General features: G+C 67.6%; 14 protein-coding genes. All 14 read left to right on the top strand.

Annotated elements, in window-relative coordinates; genetic code table 11:
• The first annotated feature begins 118 nt into the window (after nucleotides 1-118).
• The gene (locus tag AC1MFL_RS19345) at nucleotides 119-895 is read left to right on the top strand and encodes a trans-aconitate 2-methyltransferase (protein WP_479812097.1); all 777 of its coding nucleotides are present in this window, start codon (nucleotides 119-121) and stop codon (nucleotides 893-895) included.
• 189 nt (nucleotides 896-1084) lie between these two features.
• Entirely contained in the window at nucleotides 1085-2797 is a 1713-nt protein-coding gene (locus AC1MFL_RS19340) for an ABC transporter ATP-binding protein (protein ID WP_479815580.1), read from the top strand.
• Nucleotides 2798-3009: 212 nt separating this feature from the next.
• A complete protein-coding gene (locus AC1MFL_RS19335; protein ID WP_479815578.1) occupies nucleotides 3010-4821 on the top strand; it encodes an ABC transporter ATP-binding protein in 1812 nt (603 codons plus the stop codon).
• Nucleotides 4818-5210, top strand: a complete 393-nt coding sequence (locus AC1MFL_RS19330) for a GntR family transcriptional regulator (RefSeq protein WP_479812095.1) — start codon at nucleotides 4818-4820, stop codon at nucleotides 5208-5210. Before AC1MFL_RS19335 ends, AC1MFL_RS19330 begins: the two co-directional genes overlap by 4 nt.
• Before the next feature lie 90 nt (nucleotides 5211-5300).
• On the top strand, nucleotides 5301-8255 hold the full coding sequence (uvrA, locus tag AC1MFL_RS19325; RefSeq protein WP_479812093.1) for an excinuclease ABC subunit UvrA: 2955 nt from the start codon (nucleotides 5301-5303) through the stop codon (nucleotides 8253-8255).
• 132 nt (nucleotides 8256-8387) lie between these two features.
• Nucleotides 8388-9107: an HAD hydrolase-like protein gene (locus tag AC1MFL_RS19320; protein ID WP_479812091.1), complete on the top strand. Its 720-nt coding sequence runs from the start codon at nucleotides 8388-8390 to the stop codon at nucleotides 9105-9107.
• 57 nt (nucleotides 9108-9164) lie between these two features.
• Nucleotides 9165-9833 (top strand): lysophospholipid acyltransferase family protein, encoded by a 669-nt coding sequence (locus tag AC1MFL_RS19315; protein WP_479812089.1) that lies wholly within the window; start codon nucleotides 9165-9167, stop codon nucleotides 9831-9833.
• Between the two features lie 56 nt (nucleotides 9834-9889).
• A complete protein-coding gene (uvrC, locus tag AC1MFL_RS19310) occupies nucleotides 9890-11929 on the top strand; it encodes an excinuclease ABC subunit UvrC (protein ID WP_479812087.1) in 2040 nt (679 codons plus the stop codon).
• Nucleotides 11930-12042: 113 nt separating this feature from the next.
• On the top strand, nucleotides 12043-12966 hold the full coding sequence (gene rapZ / locus AC1MFL_RS19305) for an RNase adapter RapZ (RefSeq protein ID WP_479812085.1): 924 nt from the start codon (nucleotides 12043-12045) through the stop codon (nucleotides 12964-12966).
• Complete coding sequence (locus tag AC1MFL_RS19300) at nucleotides 12966-13985, top strand: gluconeogenesis factor YvcK family protein (RefSeq protein ID WP_479812083.1); 1020 nt, start codon at nucleotides 12966-12968, stop codon at nucleotides 13983-13985. The genes rapZ and AC1MFL_RS19300 overlap by 1 nt, the downstream gene beginning before the upstream one ends.
• A 10-nt stretch (nucleotides 13986-13995) precedes the next feature.
• Complete coding sequence (gene whiA, locus AC1MFL_RS19295) at nucleotides 13996-14976, top strand: DNA-binding protein WhiA (protein ID WP_479812081.1); 981 nt, start codon at nucleotides 13996-13998, stop codon at nucleotides 14974-14976.
• Nucleotides 14977-15148: 172 nt separating this feature from the next.
• On the top strand, nucleotides 15149-15772 hold the full coding sequence (locus AC1MFL_RS19290; protein WP_479812079.1) for a superoxide dismutase: 624 nt from the start codon (nucleotides 15149-15151) through the stop codon (nucleotides 15770-15772).
• 283 nt (nucleotides 15773-16055) lie between these two features.
• Entirely contained in the window at nucleotides 16056-17066 is a 1011-nt protein-coding gene (gap, locus tag AC1MFL_RS19285; protein ID WP_301228375.1) for a type I glyceraldehyde-3-phosphate dehydrogenase, read from the top strand.
• A 10-nt stretch (nucleotides 17067-17076) separates the two neighbouring features.
• Entirely contained in the window at nucleotides 17077-18303 is a 1227-nt protein-coding gene (locus tag AC1MFL_RS19280) for a phosphoglycerate kinase (protein ID WP_479812077.1), read from the top strand.
• Nucleotides 18304-18325 lie beyond the last annotated feature (22 nt).

Raw genomic sequence — 18325 nt, 5'->3', positions numbered from 1 at the left:
TAGTGGCCGGAGCTGGCGCCGGCGCCGGGGCGGTAGGGGCGCCGGCCCCCTGCGCCGTGGTTCCGTTCGGGGTTAGGCTTCGTACCTCGCATCGTTTGCCGGTGACTGGAGGACAGCAGTGGAATGGGATGCCGCCAAGTACGTGGAGTTCGGCGACTACCGGGACAGGCCGTACTTTGACCTGACGGCCCGGGTCCATGCGGACGCTCCCCGGCATGTCGTCGATCTTGGCTGCGGCCCCGGGAACCTGACAGCCACGCTTGCGGAGCGCTGGCCCGGGGCGGAGATCACGGGCCTGGATTCCTCCGCGGAGATGCTGGCCCGGTCCGCTGTCCATACTGACGGGCTGCCCAATCTCGCCTTCGGCCAGGCGGACATCGCCCACTGGATGCCGTCGGAGGACACCGACGTCGTGGTGACCAACGCGGCCCTGCAGTGGGTTCCCGGCCACCGGGACATGCTGAAGAACTGGCTTGCCGCGCTCAAACCCGGCGCCTGGTTCGCCCTGCAGGTGCCCGGGAACTTCAACGCCCCCTCGCACACGCTGATGCGCGGCCTCACGGAGTCCGGGGCGTGGGCCGGCCGGCTCGCCGGCGTGCTGCGCCACGACGACGTGGGCGGGCCGGAGGACTATCTGGACATCATGCTCGACGCCGGCTGCGACGCGGACGCGTGGGAGAGCACGTACTATCAGCTCCTCCCCGGCACGAACCCCGTGCTGGACTGGGTCCGCGGCACGGGACTCCGGCCGGTGCTCGCCGCCCTGTCCGCCGAGGACGCCCGGGATTTTGAAGCCGAATACTCGCCGCTGCTCGCCGAGGCCTACCCGGCCGGCCCGCATGGCACCGTGTTCCCGTTCCGCCGGATCTTCGCCGTGGCCCGCAAGCGGGAATGACCCGGCGGCCGGCACCTCCGGACCGGCGGCAAGCCGGCAGCAGGACCGGCAGGCAGGCCGGACACCGCATGACAACGAAGCAGTGTGTGATCGTGCTTACAATGACGGAGCAGCGTGGGGGCGGCTGTCTTTGACGAACCTGGATCCACGCCCTGGTCCAGCGATGGAGGTTTGGTGCTTATTGGCCTGATGGGCCGGCAGTTGGCCGCCCACAAAGGGACCGTACTGGCCATCGTTGTCCTGCAGCTCGTGCAGACCACGGCCAACCTCCTCCTCCCCACGCTGAACGCGGCCATCATCGACGACGGGATCGTTGGCGGCAACGTCCCGCAGATTCTGAATCTGGGGTCCTGGATGGCCGCGATCGCCGTGGTGCAGGTCGCGGCTGCGGCCGCCGCCGGGTACCTGGGCGCGGTGGTGGCCATGGAGGTCGGCCGGCAGCTGCGCGAGGAGATGTTTGCCAAAGTGCAGTCCATGTCCTCGCAGGAAGTCGGCGCGTTCGGCGCTGCCAGCCTGGTTACCCGGGCCACCAACGACGTCGCGCAGATCCAGAACCTTGCGGTCCTCGTGTTCACGATGCTGGTCGCCGCACCCGCCATCTTCGTCGGCGGCATCGTGCTGGCCCTGCAGCAGGACGTCGCATTGTCGGCCATCGTGGTCGCTGTGATTCCGGTGCTGGCGGTCATCATGTTCCTGATCGTGCGCCGCCTCGTTCCGCTCTACCGGCAGGGCCAGGAGCTCATCGACCGGGTTAGCCGGGTGTTGCGTGAGCAGATCATTGGCGCCAACGTCATTCGCGGCTTTGTCCGCCAGGGGCACGAAATCCGCCGCTTCCAGGGGGTCAACAGGGCCCTGACGCAGAACAACCTGCGGTCCGCGCTGCTGGTCGCCGGCATGATGCCGCTGATCATGCTGGTCGTTAACCTGTCCTCTGTTGGTGTGGTCTGGTTCGGCGGGCACCGGATCCAGTCCGGGCAAATGCGGCTGGGTGCATTGACGGCGTTCATCGCCTACATCCTGCAGATCCTGATCGCGATCATGATGGCGATGTACGTCTTTATGACCGCGCCCCGCGCCGCCGCCTGTGCGGAGCGGATCCAGGCCGTCCTCGACACGGCGCCCGGGATTACGGACGGTCCGGGCGGCGCCACGCCCGAGGGCAACGCCGTAGAGTTCCGGAACGTCTCCTTCGCGTACCCGGGCGCCGAGTCCCCGGTCCTCGACAACATCAGCTTCACGGCCGTTCCCGGGACGGTGACCGCGGTCATTGGCGCCACCGGCAGCGGCAAGACCACTCTGCTGAACCTGCTGCCACGTTTCCTGTCGGCCACCGACGGCGAGATCAGGGTTGGCGGCTGCGACGTGCGCCGGCTGCCCCTGGACGCGTTGCGGAGCCTGGTCGCCGTCGTTCCCCAGCATTCCTATTTGTTCTCCGGGACGCTCGCCGAGAACCTGAGGATGGCGGCGCCCGCGGCGACGGACCACGAGCTCTGGCGCGTCCTGGCCAGCGCGCAGGCTGCGGATTTTGTGCGGAAACTGCCGCAGGGGCTGGAAGCGCCGGTGAACCAGGGCGGCACGAATTTTTCCGGTGGCCAGCGGCAGCGCCTGTGCATCGCGCGCGCCCTGCTCCGAGAGGCGCCCGTATACCTCTTCGATGACAGTTTCTCGGCGCTGGACTACGGCACCGACTACCGGCTCCGGGAGGCGATGCGGCCGCTGCTGCGTGCCGCGACGGTCCTGATCGTCGCTGAACGGATCGCCACGATTGTGGACGCCGGGCTGATCCTGCTCCTTGAAGGGGGCCGGATCGTGGCGCAGGGGACACACCAGCAACTGATGGCGTCATCGCCCGGCTACCGGGAGATCGCTGCCTCCCAGCTTGTGCTGGAGGAGACCCTGTGACCCCGGAACAGTCGGTCGAAACCGGGACCGACGCCGCCCCCACCGCCCCCAGCGAGCGCGATGCCAGAGACCAGCCGCTGGTGGACGCCCCGTCCGGCGGGCGCAGCGAAGCCCTCCCGGGGGTGCCAACCGAGGAGCCCCCGAAGGGCGGCCGGTTCCGCTGGCGGACCGGTGGACGGCTGCTCGGGCTCCTGCGGCCCTCGAAGTGGCGGATGGCCGGCGTCATCGCCGCCACCTGCGCCTTCGTGACGCTTAACGTGGCGGCACCGAAAGTCCTGGGTGACGCCACCGACGTCGTCGTCGAAGGTGTGGTGGGGGGATCCTTCAACCAGGAAAAACTGGCCGCGCTGCTGGCGGCGGTCTCCGTCATGTATCTGGGGGCCTCCCTCTTCAGCTGGGTCCAGGGGACCCTGACGGCCGTCGCCGTGCAGCGGCTGGGCTACGGGCTGCGGGCCTCGGTGGAGGAGAAACTGCATGTCCTGCCGTCCGGCCATTTTGACGAGCAGCACCGCGGGGATGTGCTGAGCCGCGCCACCAACGACGTCGACAACATCGCGCAGGCCCTCAACCAGCTCCTCAACCAGCTCATCCTTTCGCTGCTGATGCTCTCCGGGGCGCTGGCCATGATGCTGTGGCTCTCACCGGTCCTGGCCCTGGTCGCACTGGTTTCCGTCCCGGTGTCCACCCTCATCACCGTCCTGGTGGCCCGGAAATCCTCGGCCCACTTCACCGAGCAGTGGGGGAGCACGGGGGAGCTGCACGCGCAGCTGGAGGAGTTTTTCACCGGCCACGAAGTCGTCAAGGCCTTCGGCCGGCAGGAGGCAGCCACGGCCCGGTTCAAGGCCGGCAACGACAAACTCTGCCGGGCCAGTGCCCGTGCGCAATACTTGTCCGGCGTCGTGCAGCCCCTGATGGTTTTTGTGTCCAACCTCAACTACATCGCCGTGGCGGTTGTCGGCGCGCTCCAGGTCCTCGCCGGCGCCATGACCATCGGCGGGCTTCAGGCCTTCATCCAGTTCAGCCGGCTCTTCAGCCAGCCGATGGGGCAGATCGGCGGCATGCTGACCCTCATGCAGTCCTGCCTCGTCTCGGCGGGCCGGGTCTTTGAACTCCTGGATGCGCCGGAGGTCCCGGCTGAGGTCCCGACGGGGGTGCGGACTGCGGTGCCGACTGCAGTTCCGACCGAGGCTGCCAGGGGCAGGGCACCAGCTGTTGGTGCCCCCGCCGCCGGTCCAGCTGCTACCGGTCCTGCTGCTGGGGCCGGCCGGGTGACTTTCGAGCACGTCAGCTTCGGCTACGACCCGGGCTCACCCGTGGTCCAGGACCTCTGCTTTGCCGTACAGCCCGGGCAGACCGTCGCGATTGTTGGCCAGACCGGGGCCGGGAAGACCACCGTGGTGAACCTCCTGATGCGCTTCTACGAACCGGACTCCGGCCGGATCACCGTCGACGGCCAGGACACCGCGGAGCTGACCCGGGACGAACTGCGCTCCAATTTCGGCACCGTGCTGCAGGACAGCTGGCTGTTCACCGGCACCATCCGGGACAACATCGAATACGGACGCCCCGGCGCCGACGACGCCGCGGTCACGGCCGCCGCGCAGGCCAGCCACGTGGACCAGTTCGTCCGGGCCCTGCCCGGCGGCTACGCGACGATGCTCGGCAACGACGGCGATTCGCTGAGCCGCGGCCAGCGCCAGCTCATCTCGATCGCACGGGCCCAACTGGCCGGGCGCAGCATCCTCGTCCTCGACGAGGCGACCAGCTCGGTGGACAGCCGCACCGAAGCGCAGATCCGGCAGGCCATGCACCGGCTCCGGCAGGGTCGCACCAGTTTCGTCATTGCCCACCGTTTGTCCACCGTCCGGGACGCTGATCTAATTCTGGTCATGGACCAGGGACGGATCGTTGAGCAGGGGACCCACGAGCAACTGATAAATAGGGGTGGACTGTACCGGAAACTGTACGAGGCGCAGTTCGCCCGCCGCGAACAACCCGAACATGCCCAGGAGCCCGGACAATGACATCCACCGAAACCTCAACCACGCCGTTCCCCGGCGCATGGCGGCCCAATCCGGCCAGCTCCGTCCCGCTGTTTGAACAGCTCCGGCTCAACATCATTGAACGGGCTGACAATGGGACCCTGGCGCCCGGGACCAGGCTCCCCGCCGTCCGGAGCCTCGCCGGTGAGCTGGGGGTCGCCCCCCATACGGTGGCCCGCGCCTACAAGGAACTTGAGGCCGCCGGGGTCGTGGTGACCCGGGGCCGGAACGGGACGGTGGTGTGCGCCCGGGACGAAGCCTGGAGCTCGCTTTCCGCTGCCGCCGCTGAGTTCGCCGCCGCGGCGAAGGCCCGCGGCGCCAGCTTCGCCGAGGCTGTGCAGCTGCTCGCCGCCGCCTACGACCGCGACTAGCGGCGGCGAGTGCATTCCGGGTGGCGTTTGCCGGCCGGGGGCACATCGGGGAATGGAAGTTCGAAGAAGTTTTCGATTAGCATTGGTAGCGTGCCTAAAGCCGTAGCTGAAGATCCAGCCGTTGACTCCCCGACCTCCGTTCCGATGAGTCCGGCAACACCGGGCCGCGGGGAGGACCCCCGCCCCGCGCTGAAACGCCCGGACATGTCCCGTCTTGTCGTCAAGGGCGCCCGCGAACACAACCTGCGCAACGTGGACCTGGACCTGCCCCGGGACTCCATGATCGTCTTCACCGGACTCTCCGGCTCGGGCAAGTCCTCCCTGGCGTTCGACACGATCTTCGCCGAGGGCCAGCGCCGCTACGTCGAGTCGCTCTCCGCCTACGCCCGGCAGTTCCTGGGCCAGGTGGACAAGCCCGACGTCGACTTCATCGAGGGGCTCTCGCCCGCGGTGTCCATCGACCAGAAGTCCACCAGCAAGAACCCCCGCTCCACCGTGGGCACCATCACCGAGATCTACGACTACATGCGCCTGTTGTGGGCCCGCGTCGGCCGCCCGTATTGCCCCATCTGCGGGGAGCTCGTCGCGAAGCAGACCCCGCAGCAGATCGTCGACCAGCTGCTGGAACTGCCCGAGGGCACCCGCTTCCAGGTCCTGGCCCCGGTGGTCCGCGGCCGCAAGGGCGAATTCGTCGAGCTGTTCAAGGAACTCACCGCCAAGGGCTACTCGCGGGCCCGGGTCGATGACAAGCTGATCCAGCTGAGCGATCCGCCCAAGCTGGGCAAGCAGTTCAAGCACACCATCGAAGTGGTCGTGGACCGCCTCGTGGTCAAGGAAGGCATCAGCCAGCGCCTCACCGACTCGGTGGAAACCGCCCTCGGCCTGGCCGAGGGCCGGATTCTCGCCGAATTCGTCGACCTTGACGCCGACGACCCGGAACGCATCCGGGCGTTCTCCGAACACCTTGCCTGCCCCAACGAGCACCCGCTCGCGATCGACGAGATCGAACCGCGCTCCTTCTCCTTCAACAACCCCTTCGGCGCCTGCTCCGCCTGCAGCGGCATCGGCACCAAACTGGAGGTCGATGAGGAACTCATCATTCCGAACGGGGAACTGTCCCTCTCGGAAGGGGCCATCGCACCCTGGTCACTCGGCACCGCGACGACGGAGTACTGGAACCGCCTGCTCGGCGGACTCGCCAAGGAACTCGGCTTCTCGATGACGGCCCCGTGGGACAAGCTCTCCGAGGACGCCCGCCAGACGGTGCTGCACGGCAAGGACCACAAGGTCGTGGTGCAGTACCGCAACCGCTTCGGCCGGGAACGCAAATACAGCACCGGCTTCGAGGGCGTCATCCAGTACGTCCACCGCAAACACCTGGAAACGGACTCGGACTCGGCCCGGGACCGCTACGAGGAGTACATGCGGCAGATTCCGTGCCCGGCCTGCAAGGGCGCCCGGCTGAACCCGGCGTCGCTTTCGGTTCTGATCAACGGCAAGTCCATTGCCGAGGTCGCGGCCCTGCCGATGCGGGAATGCGCCCACTTCCTGGACAACCTGGTGCTCACCGGCCGCGAAGCCCAGATCGCGAACCAGGTCCTCAAGGAGATCCAGGCCCGCCTGACCTTCCTGCTCGACGTCGGCCTGGAGTACCTCAACCTCGAACGTCCCTCCGGCACCCTGTCCGGCGGCGAAGCGCAGCGCATCCGGCTGGCCACCCAGATCGGCTCCGGCCTCGTCGGCGTGCTCTACGTCCTGGATGAGCCGTCCATTGGCCTGCACCAGCGCGACAACCGCCGCCTGATTGAAACCCTCACCCGGCTGCGGGACCTCGGCAACACCCTGATTGTGGTGGAACACGACGAGGACACCATACAGGAAGCCGACTGGGTGGTGGACATCGGGCCGGGAGCCGGCGAGCACGGCGGCATGGTGGTGCACTCCGGTTCCTACCAGGACCTGCTCAAGAACACCGAATCCCTTACCGGTGACTACCTCTCCGGCCGGAAACAGATCGAGATCCCCAAGAAGCGGCGCAAGTACGACAAGAAGCGCGAACTCAAGGTGGTCGGGGCCAAGGAGAACAATCTCCTGAACGTGGATGCCACGTTCCCGCTGGGCCTGTTCACCGCGGTGACCGGCGTCAGCGGCTCCGGGAAGTCCACCCTGGTCAACGAGATCCTCTACAAAGTCCTCGCCAACAAGCTCAACGGCGCCAAGCAGGTGGCGGGGCGGCACAAGTCGATCCAGGGGCTTGAGCACCTCGACAAGGTGGTCCACGTCGACCAGAGCCCAATCGGCCGCACCCCGCGCTCCAACCCGGCGACCTACACGGGTGTCTTTGACAACATCCGCAAGCTGTTCGCCGACACCACCGAGGCCAAGATCCGCGGCTACCTGCCGGGCCGGTTCTCGTTCAACGTCAAGGGCGGCCGCTGCGAGGCCTGCTCCGGTGACGGCACGCTGAAGATCGAAATGAACTTCCTGCCGGACGTCTACGTGCCCTGCGAGGTGTGCCACGGCGCCCGGTACAACCGCGAAACCCTGGAAGTCCACTACAAGGGCAAGACGATCGCCGATGTGCTGAACATGCCGATCGAGGAAGGCGCCGAGTTCTTCGCCGCGTTCTCCCCGATCGCCCGGCACCTGCGGACCCTCGTCGACGTCGGACTCGGCTACGTCCGGCTGGGCCAGCCCGCCACCACGCTTTCCGGCGGCGAGGCGCAGCGGGTGAAGCTCGCCGCGGAGCTGCAGAAACGCTCCAACGGGCGCAGCATCTACGTGCTGGACGAGCCCACCACGGGCCTGCACTTCGAGGACATCCGCAAGCTGCTCCTGGTCCTCCAGGGCCTGGTGGAAAAGGGCAACACGGTCATCACGATCGAGCACAACCTTGATGTCATCAAAAGCGCGGACTGGATCGTGGACCTGGGCCCCGACGGCGGGTCCGGCGGCGGCCGCATCGTCGCCTCGGGAACGCCGGAACAGGTAGCCAAGTCGACGGAAAGCCACACGGCAGCCTTCCTGGCCGAGATCCTGGCCTGACGCCTGCCCCGCACCGGGGCGTCCGCCGCAGCAGCGGATACCCCGGTGCGTTGCCCGGACATATATTCCCGGTATATTCCCTGCGGGGCATGCGAGTTTCGGGCATCCGTTCACTCGTGAGAAACTAAGCCGGTGACCCAAACAACAGTGCCCGTGATCTTCGACCTAGACGGCACTCTTGTCGATCCGGCCGGCGGAATCTCGGACGGCATCACAGCGGCCCTGACGGAGCTCGGACTCGGTATTCCCGGCAAGGCCCAAATGGATGCCATGATCGGCCCGAAACTCAGCCATTCCCTCACGGACATCGCCGGGGTCCCCGCCGGCCGACTCGAGGACGCCATCCGGATCTACCGCGCGCACTACCTCGCCACGGGCATCGCCCAAAGCCGGCTCTACCCCGGCATCCGTGCCCTGCTCGAATCCTTTGCCGAAGCCGGCCGGCCTATCGCCGTCGCCACCCAGAAGCCCGAGGGCCTGGCCCGGAGAGTGCTGGAGCACCACGGCATAGCGGCCCTGTTCCACACCATCCGCGGCTCGGCGGCCGACGAGGCGGCAGCCGCCGGTGTGCCGTCGGGAAAAGCCGGAATCGTGGCAGCAGCCGTGGCCGACCTCGCCACCCGCCACGGGCGGGACACGGACCACGCCGTGATGGTGGGGGACCGTGCCCAGGATGTGGCCGGAGCGGCGGCCAACGGCCTGGACTGCATCGGCGTAGGCTGGGGTTTCGCTCCGGACGGTGAACTGCACACGGCCGGTGCCGTGGAGATCGTGCACAGCAGCGCGGCCCTGCACGACGCCGTGGCCCGCCGGGACACTCTGCGGTCCGCCGCTGTGCGGCGCACCCCGTGACAACCACCGCAGTGATCCCTTTCCTGTTGACCGAAGCCCAAGACGAGGTGCACACCGATGGCAATGTTTGATGCAATCCGCTGGACCACACGGGGTCTGGTCAGCTCGACGTGCCGGCCCACGGTCATCGGACTGGACAACGTGCCCAAGGAGGGCCCGTTCATCGTGGCGCCCAACCACCTGTCCTTCCTGGACAGCGTGATCGTCCAGGCGCTCATGCCCCGGCCCGTCGCTTTCTTCGCCAAAGCGGAATATTTCACCACCGGCGGGATCAAGGGCAGGGCGATGAAATCCTTCTTCGAAGCTGTCGGCTCCATCCCGGTGGAACGCGGCGAACAGGCCGCCAGCGTCCAGGCCCTGAAAACCCTGCTGGCGATCCTCGACTCGGGCAAGGGCGTCGGCATCTACCCGGAGGGTACCCGCTCCCGCGACGGCATCCTCTACCGCGGCCGCACCGGGGTCGGCTGGCTGGCCCTGACCACCGGGGCCCCCGTCATCCCGGTCGGGTTGATCGGAACGGAAAACCTCCAGCCCGCGGACAGCAAGTCGGTCAAGCCGCAGCACTTCACCATGAAGGTCGGCGAACCGCTGTACTTCGAGAAGACCGGGCCGGACCACTCCCTGCCCGCCCGCCGCCAGGCCACCGACCGCATCATGGACGCGATCGCCGCCCTCAGCGGCCAGGAACGCTCCACGAGCTACAACCAGAGCAAGACCGTCGAATAGCACCCCCGGGCCGGTGGGCGTCAGGGGCACGCCCGCCGGCTCAGTAGACTTGAACTGTGGCAGATCCAGCGAGTTACCGACCCCAGACGGGTGAGATTCCGACCAATCCGGGCGTGTACCGCTTCCGCGACCCGCACGGCCGGGTCATCTATGTCGGCAAGGCCAAGAACCTCCGCTCGCGGCTGAACTCGTACTTCGCCAACCCGGCCGGGCTGCTCCCTAAAACGTATGCGATGGTCCATGCGGCCAGCAGCGTGGAGTGGACCGTCGTCGGCAGCGAACTCGAGTCGTTGCAACTGGAATACACCTGGATCAAGGAATTCAAGCCCCGGTTCAATGTGATGTTCCGGGATGACAAGAGTTACCCGTACCTCGCGGTCTCGATGGGGGAGAAGTACCCCCGCGTCCAGGTCCTGCGCGGAGAGCGCCGCAAGGGGACCCGCTACTTCGGCCCGTACACCGCCGGAGCCATCCGGGACACCATGGACACCCTGCTCCGGGTGTTCCCGGTCCGCAGCTGCAGCGCCGGTGTCCTGAAACGGGCCGAGGCGAGTGGCAGGCCCTGCCTCCTCGGCTACATCGACAAGTGCGCGGCACCCTGCGTGGGCCGCATCTCGGCAGAGGACCACCGCGCCCTGGCCGAGGACTTCTGCACCTTTATGGGCGGCGAAGCCAAGCCGTTCGTCACCCGGCTGGAAAAGGAGATGGCCGCCGCCGTGGCGGAGCTTGACTACGAGCGGGCGGCGCGGATCCGTGACGACATCGTCGCGCTCAAAAAGGTCTTCGAACGCAACGCCGTCGTCCTGGCCGAGGGCACGGACGCCGATGTCTTCGCCCTCCGCGAGGACGAGCTGGAGGCCGCCGTGCAGGTCTTCCACGTCCGCGGCGGGCGGATCCGCGGCCAGCGCGGCTGGGTCGTGGAAAAAGTCGAGGATTCCGCCACCCCCGACCTCGTCGAGCACCTGCTCCAGCAGGTCTATGGCGAGGAGGCCGGCCTGCAGGGCAGGCTGCCCCGCGAGGTCCTCGTCCCGGCGGAGCCCAGCAACGCCGAGGAGCTGGCGCAGTGGCTCAGCGGGCTGCGTGGAGCCAGGGTTGACATCCGCGTGCCGCAGCGCGGGGACAAGGCCGCCCTGCTGTCCACCGTCCGGGACAACGCCGAGCACGCCCTCAGGCTCCACAAATCCCGGCGCGCCGGTGATCTGACCCTGCGGTCCCAGGCGCTGCAGGAACTCCAGGAGGCCCTGGAGCTGCCCGTCGCGCTGATGCGGATCGAATGCTATGACATCTCGCACGTCCAGGGCACCAACGTCGTCGGGTCCATGGTGGTGGTCGAGGACGGGCTGCCGAAGAAGTCCGAATACCGGAAGTTTTCCGTCACCGGCGCCGCCGCCACCGATGATACGGCGGCCATGCATGACGTGCTCACGCGGCGTTTCCGGAACTACCTGCAGGAGCAGGCCGTCCAGGCGGACGCAGCCCGGCAGCCCGGCCACCAGGCCATGCTCAACGCCGTGGCGCAGGCAGCAGTCGCGGCTCCCTCCCCGGCTTCCACCTCAGTCGCCGTCGCCGACACCACGACCCCGGCGCCGCGGACCAAATTCGCCTACCCGCCCAACCTTGTGGTGGTCGACGGCGGAAAGCCCCAGGTCAACGCGGCCGCCCGCGCCCTGGCCGAACTGGGCATCGACGATGTGTACGTCGTCGGCCTCGCCAAACGGCTTGAGGAGGTCTGGCTGCCGGACAGCGACTTCCCGGTCATCCTGCCCCGGGCCTCGGCCGGGCTGTACCTGCTGCAGCGCATTCGTGACGAGGCGCACCGCTTCGCGATCTCCTTCCACCGGCAGAAGCGCGGCAAGGCGATGACCGTCTCGGCGCTCGACGGCGTGCCCGGGCTCGGCGAATCCAAGCGCAAGGCCCTGCTGGCCCAGTTCGGCTCGGTCAAGAGCATCAGGACGGCCAGCGTCGAGGAGCTCACCGGCGCCAAGGGCATCGGCCCGGCCCTGGCCGCGGCCATCGTCCAGCACTTCACCGAGGGGGAGGGCGATGCCGCCGCCCCCGCCATCAATATGACCACCGGCGAAATCCTGGAGACTTAGTCAGCACCGGCAATCTTAGCTAGGGTAAGAACTTGGGGAAAGGCGCACGCGGCGATTCGGCCGCACCACGGCCGTTCCACGGCACAACAGCACAGCAGAACGGGGCTTCACTGATGGCAGAGTCGACGGCAGGATCCGGGACGGAGTCGGACGGCATGACGCCGGTCAAACCCGTTGAGGCCGAACTGCTCGTAGTGACGGGCATGTCGGGAGCCGGCCGGAGCACTGCGTCGGACGCCCTGGAGGACCACGGCTGGTACGTCGTGGAAAACCTCCCCCCGCAGATGCTCGGCACCCTCGCGGAAATCGTGTCCCACGCCCCCGGTTCCATTTCCAAGCTCGCCGTCGTGATGGACGTGCGCAGCAAGGAGCTGTTCGCAGACATCAGGACCACCCTGCGCAGCCTGGAAGCCAGCGGCGTCGGGTTCCGGGTGCTGTTCCTGGACGCCACCGACGACGTCCTCGTCCGGCGTTTCGAGCAGGGCCGGCGCCCGCACCCGCTGCAGGGCGGCGGCAGGATCCTTGACGGCATCGCCGCCGAACGCGAACTGCTGCACGAACTGCGCACCTCCGCCGACATCGTCCTGGACACCTCGACGCTGAACGTCCACGGTCTCGCCACCGCGATCACCGAGCTCTTCAGCGAGACCGGTCCCGTGGCGCTCCGGCTCAACGTGATGAGCTTTGGCTTCAAATACGGGCTTCCGGTCGATGCCAACTTCGTCGCCGACGCCCGCTTCATCCCCAACCCGCACTGGGTCCCGGCCCTCCGGCCGCACACCGGGCTGGACAAGGACGTCAGCGACTATGTGCTGGAAGCGCAGGGCGTCAGCAACTTCGTGGAGCGCTATGTGCTGGCCCTGGAGCCGGTCCTGGACGGCTACCGGCGCGAGAACAAGCACTACGCCACCATCGCCGTCGGCTGCACCGGCGGCAAGCACCGCTCCGTGGCCGTCGCCGTCGAACTGTCCCGCCGGCTCGCGCAGTACCCGCGCGTCACCGTGACCACCACGCACCGGGATCTGGGCCGCGAGTAATGGCGCTGCTCACCGGACCGCTCCCGCTCGTCCCTCCGGCCAGCGCTGCCTTCGCCAGCCAGCAGGACAAAGGCCCGTCCGTCGTCGCGCTGGGCGGCGGCCACGGCCTCTCCGCGTCGCTGTCGGCCCTGCGCCTGCTCACCTCCGAGCTGACCGCCGTCGTCACCGTCGCGGACGACGGCGGCTCGTCGGGACGGCTGCGCGAAGAGTACGGTGTCCTCCCGCCCGGCGACCTCCGGATGGCGCTCTCCGCGCTGTGTGACGACACCGACTGGGGCCGCACCTGGCGCGACGTCATGCAGCACCGCTTTGCGCCCGGCAAGGGCCGGGGCGGGTCGCTCGACGAGCACGCGATGGGCAACCTGCTGATCGTGACGCTCTGGGAACTCCTGGGCGACACCGTGGCGGGCCTGAAATGGGCCGGCGCCCTGCTGGGTGCGCGCGGGGAGGTCCTGCCGATGTCCAGCATCCCGCTGACCATCGAGGGCCAGGTCCGGGTCACCGCCCCGGACGGCACCTCGGCGCTGCAGACCCTGACCGGGCAGGCGAACTGCGCTGTCGCCGGCTCGCTGGAACGCGTCCGGCTGCTGCCGGAGAACGCCCCCGCCTGCATTGAGGCTCTCACGGCCATCGAGCTGGCCGACTGGGTCATCCTCGGACCCGGGTCCTGGTACACCTCCGTGCTGCCGCACCTGCTGCTGCCGGAAATGCGCGAGGCGCTGTGCAACACGGCCGCCCGCCGCTGCCTCACCATGAACCTCGCCACGGACACCAAGGAAACCCTCGGCATGTCCGCCGCGGACCATCTGCGGGTGCTCCGGGAGTACGCGCCGGACTTCACGATCGACGTCGTGCTGGCCGATCCGGCCTCCGTCTCCGACCGCGCCGACTTCGAACAGGCGGCCGGGATGCTCGGCGCCGAGGTGGTGTTGGGTAAAGTGGGGGCGTCGAGCCGCCGGCCGATCCACGACCCGCTGCGTCTGGCAACGGCGTACCACGACATTTTCGGGAACAGGTAGGAAAAGTGCCATGGCACTGACAGCATCAGTCAAGGAAGAACTTTCCCGGCTGGACATCAAGAAGTCCTCGGTCCGCAAGGCTGAAGTGTCCGCCATGCTTCGCTTCGCCGGGGGACTGCACATCATCTCCGGCCGGATCGTGATCGAGGCCGAAGTGGACCTCGCCTCGACCGCGCGGCGGCTCCGGGCCGCCATCGCCGAGGTTTACGGGCACCAAAGCGAAATCATCGTCGTCTCCGGCGGCGGACTGCGCCGCGGCAGCCGCTATGTCGTCCGGGTGGTGCGCGACGGCGAAGCCCTCGCCCGCCAGACCGGCCTGCTGGACGCCCGCGGGCGCCCCGTCCGCGGCCTGCCCTCGGTGGTGGTGAACGGATCCGCCGCCGACGCCGAGGCCGTCTGGCGCGGCGCTTTCCTTGCCCACGGCTCCCTCACCGAGCCCGGCCGGTCCTCCGCCATGGAGGTCACCTGCCCCGGCCCCGAGTCCGCCCTCGCCCTCGTCGGCGCGGCCCGCAGGCTCGGCATCCAGGCCAAGGCCCGCGAGGTCAGGGGGGTGGACCGTGTGGTCATCCGCGACGGTGACACCATCGCCGCGCTGCTGATCCGGATGGGAGCACACGATGCGCTCATGGTGTGGGAAGAGCGGCGGATGCGCAAGGAAGTCCGTGCCACCGCCAACCGGCTGGCCAACTTCGACGACGCGAACCTGCGCCGTTCGGCGCAGGCGGCAGTCGCTGCCGGCGCCCGCGTGGACCGCGCCCTGGAAATCCTCGGCGACGATGTACCGGACCACCTGAAGTACGCCGGGGAACTGCGGGTCGCGCACAAGCAGGCCAGCCTCGACGAGCTCGGCCGCCTGGCGGACCCCGTGATGACCAAGGACGCCATCGCGGGCCGGATCCGCCGCCTGCTGGCCATGGCCGACAAGCGCGCCCAGGACCTCGGCATCCCCGGCACAGAGGCCAATGTGACGCCGGAAATGCTCGACGAGTAGCCTCTGCCGGGAATCAACTGCAGAATCGGATCGGGCCGGCGGGAATACCTCAGGGGGACCGGAGGCTATGCCCACTGGACTCCGATCCAGAAACTTCCGGGTGCCACCACATCCGGATGCACAATCCGAGAGTTACCAAACGGACAACCAGTCCACGACATTGGAGGATTTTGTGACCGAATACGTACTGCCTGACCTCAGCTATGACTACGCAGCGCTGGAGCCCCACATTTCCGCGCGGATCATGGAGCTGCACCACAGCAAGCACCACGCCGCGTACGTGGCCGGCGCCAACAACGCCCTGGCCCAGCTGGCCGAAGCACGTGACAAAGGCGACTTCGCCAACATCAACCGCCTCTCCAAGGACCTCGCATTCCACACCGGCGGCCACATCAACCACTCTGTCTTCTGGAAGAACCTTTCCCCGGACGGTGGCGACAAGCCTGAAGGTGAGCTGGCAGCCGCCATCGACGACGCGTTCGGCTCCTTCGACGCGTTCCGTGCCCACTTCACCGCGGCGGCCATGGGCCTGCAGGGTTCCGGCTGGGCGTTCCTGGCCTACGAGCCCATCGGCGGCAACCTCGTGATCGAGCAGCTCTACGATCAGCAGGGCAACGTCGCTGTCGGCACCACCCCGCTGCTGATGCTGGACATGTGGGAGCACGCCTTCTACCTGGACTACGTCAACGTCAAGGCCGACTACGTCAAGGCTTTCTGGAACATCGTGAACTGGGCCGACGTCGCCAAGCGCTTCGACGGGGCCCGCAAAAACGCGACCGGCCTCGTCACGCTCTAACACGGCCGGGGCGCCCTGAGCATGTCGCAGTTCACACGCCTGTAACAAAGCTCACAATTACGCCCGTTCGGCTCAAATTGTGGACGGTCTGCCCCTGCACTTGCGGGGGCAGACCAAGTTAAACGTAAGATAGGTCACGGAAGGCGGTTAGCCTTCAGCAATGTGGCTGGTCGCCCTCCGATCTGTTAATCATCTCTGCCCAATGGCGTGCGGGATCTGTTAGTTGGCTTGAGCGCCTTCTCAACTAATCGTGCTTTGAAGAAGCACCAAGGAGACTGAAAACGTGACCACCCGTATTGGTATTAACGGCTTCGGCCGTATCGGCCGCAACTACTTCCGCGCCGCACTCGCCCAGGGGGCAGACCTCGAGATCGTTGCCGTCAACGACCTCACTAGCCCGGAAGCCCTGGCCCACCTCTTCAAGTACGACTCCGTGGGCGGACGCCTGAAGGAGTCCATCGAGGTCAAGGACGGCAACATCGTCGTCGACGGCAAGACCGTCAAGGTCCTCGCAGAGCGCGATCCGGCCAAGCTGCCCTGGGCCGAGCTCGGCGTTGACGTCGTGATCGAATCCACCGGCTTCTTCACCAAGGCCGCCGACGCGCAGAAGCACATCGATGCCGGCGCCAAGAAGGTCCTGATCTCCGCCCCCGCCTCGGACGAGGACATCACGATCGTGATGGGCGTGAACGACGGGCTCTACGACCCCGCCGCGCACCACATCATCTCCAACGCCTCCTGCACCACCAACTGCCTCGGCCCGCTGGCCAAGGTGATCAACGACGCCTTCGGCATCGAGCGCGGACTGATGACCACGATCCACGCCTACACCGCCGACCAGAACCTGCAGGACGGCCCGCACAAGGACCTCCGCCGGGCCCGCGCCGCCGCCATCAACATGGTCCCCACCTCCACGGGTGCGGCCAAGGCAATCGGCCTGGTCCTGCCGGAGCTCAAGGGCAAGCTCGATGGCTACGCCATCCGCGTGCCGGTGCCCACCGGCTCCGCAACTGACCTGACCGTCGTCGTCTCCCGCGAGACCACCGTCGCGGAAGTGAACGCCGCCCTCAAGGCTGCCTCCGAGACCCCCGAACTCAAGGGCCTGCTGACCTACACCGACGAGCCGATCGTTTCCTCGGACATCGTCGGTGACCCGGCCTCCTCCATCTTCGACTCCGGCCTGACCAAGGTGATCGGCAACCAGGTCAAGGTTGTTTCCTGGTATGACAACGAATGGGGCTACTCCAACCGCCTCGTGGACCTCACGGAGCTCGTCGCAGCCAAGCTGGGCTAGGGTAAGACTCATGACATTCCACACCCTCGACGAACTGATCGCTGATGGTGTCCGCGGGCGGTACGTTCTGGTCAGAAGTGACCTGAACGTGCCGCTCGACGGCTCTGCAGTGACTGATGATGGCCGCATCAAGGCCTCCCTTCCAGTGCTGGCGAAGCTCACGGACGCCGGTGCCCGTGTGCTGGTCACAGCACACCTCGGCCGCCCCAAGGGCGCCCCGGAGGAGAAGTATTCGCTCAAGCCCGCCGCGGCCCGGCTGGCGGAGCTCGCCCCGTTCAAGGTCTCCCTCGCGGAAGACACCGTCGGCGACGCCGCCAAGGCGTCCGCCGCGGCACTGCAGGACGGCGAAGCCCTCATCCTGGAGAACGTGCGCTTCGACGCCCGCGAAACCTCCAAGAACGACGCAGAGCGCGGCGCGTTCGCCGATGAACTGGTGGCCCTCACCGGATCCAACGGCGCTTTCGTGGACGACGCGTTCGGCGCCGTGCACCGCAAGCATGCGTCCGTCTACGACGTCGCCACCCGGCTGCCGTCCTACCAGGGCGACCTGGTGCGCACCGAGGTCGAGGTGCTGCGCAAGCTCACCACCGACACCCAGCGCCCCTACGTCGTTGTGCTCGGCGGTTCCAAGGTCTCGGACAAGCTCGCCGTGATCGACAACCTCATCGGCAAGGCGGACACCATCCTGGTCGGCGGGGGCATGTTGTTCACCTTCCTCGCCGCCGCGGGACACAAGGTGGCCGGCAGCCTGCTGGAGGCGGACCAGGTCCCCGTCGTGCAGGAGTACCTCAAGCGCGCAGCGGACGCCGGGACGGAGTTCGTGGTTCCCACCGACGTCGTGGTGGCCAGCAAGTTCGCCGCCGACGCCCAGCATGAAACCGTGCGAGCCGACGCGATTGAAGAAAGCAGCTTCGGCGCCCAGGGCATCGGCCTGGACATCGGACCGGAGTCGGCCGCTGCTTTCGCGGAACGGATCAAGGGCGCCAGGACGGTGTTCTGGAACGGGCCCATGGGTGTGTTCGAGTTCCCGGCTTTCGCCGCCGGCACCCGGGCCATCGCCCAGGCACTGACCGAGACCGGCGCATTCACCGTGGTCGGCGGCGGCGACTCCGCAGCCGCGGTCCGGACCCTCGGCTTCGCCGATGACCAGTTCGGGCACATTTCCACCGGCGGCGGCGCCAGCCTCGAGTACCTTGAAGGCAAGGAACTCCCCGGCCTGAGCATCCTGGACCGCTAAACCAGCCAGCCGGCAGGGCGCC

It is taken from the genome of Arthrobacter sp. BG3 (assembly GCF_056680185.1).
This window is presented reverse-complemented; position numbering and strand designations above follow the sequence as displayed.

Excerpts from the sequence above, each read along its gene's own strand:
- AC1MFL_RS19300 (WP_479812083.1), top strand. The coding sequence starts at position 12,966 with ATGGCGCTGCTCACCGGACCGCTCCCGCTCGTCCCTCCGGCCAGCGCT.
- rapZ (WP_479812085.1), top strand. The coding sequence starts at position 12,043 with ATGGCAGAGTCGACGGCAGGATCCGGGACGGAGTCGGACGGCATGACG.
- whiA (WP_479812081.1), top strand. The coding sequence starts at position 13,996 with ATGGCACTGACAGCATCAGTCAAGGAAGAACTTTCCCGGCTGGACATC.
- AC1MFL_RS19315 (WP_479812089.1), top strand. The coding sequence starts at position 9,165 with ATGGCAATGTTTGATGCAATCCGCTGGACCACACGGGGTCTGGTCAGC.
- AC1MFL_RS19280 (WP_479812077.1), top strand. The coding sequence starts at position 17,077 with ATGACATTCCACACCCTCGACGAACTGATCGCTGATGGTGTCCGCGGG.
- AC1MFL_RS19330 (WP_479812095.1), top strand. The coding sequence starts at position 4,818 with ATGACATCCACCGAAACCTCAACCACGCCGTTCCCCGGCGCATGGCGG.
- AC1MFL_RS19335 (WP_479815578.1), top strand. The coding sequence starts at position 3,010 with ATGGCCGGCGTCATCGCCGCCACCTGCGCCTTCGTGACGCTTAACGTG.
- AC1MFL_RS19340 (WP_479815580.1), top strand. The coding sequence starts at position 1,085 with ATGGGCCGGCAGTTGGCCGCCCACAAAGGGACCGTACTGGCCATCGTT.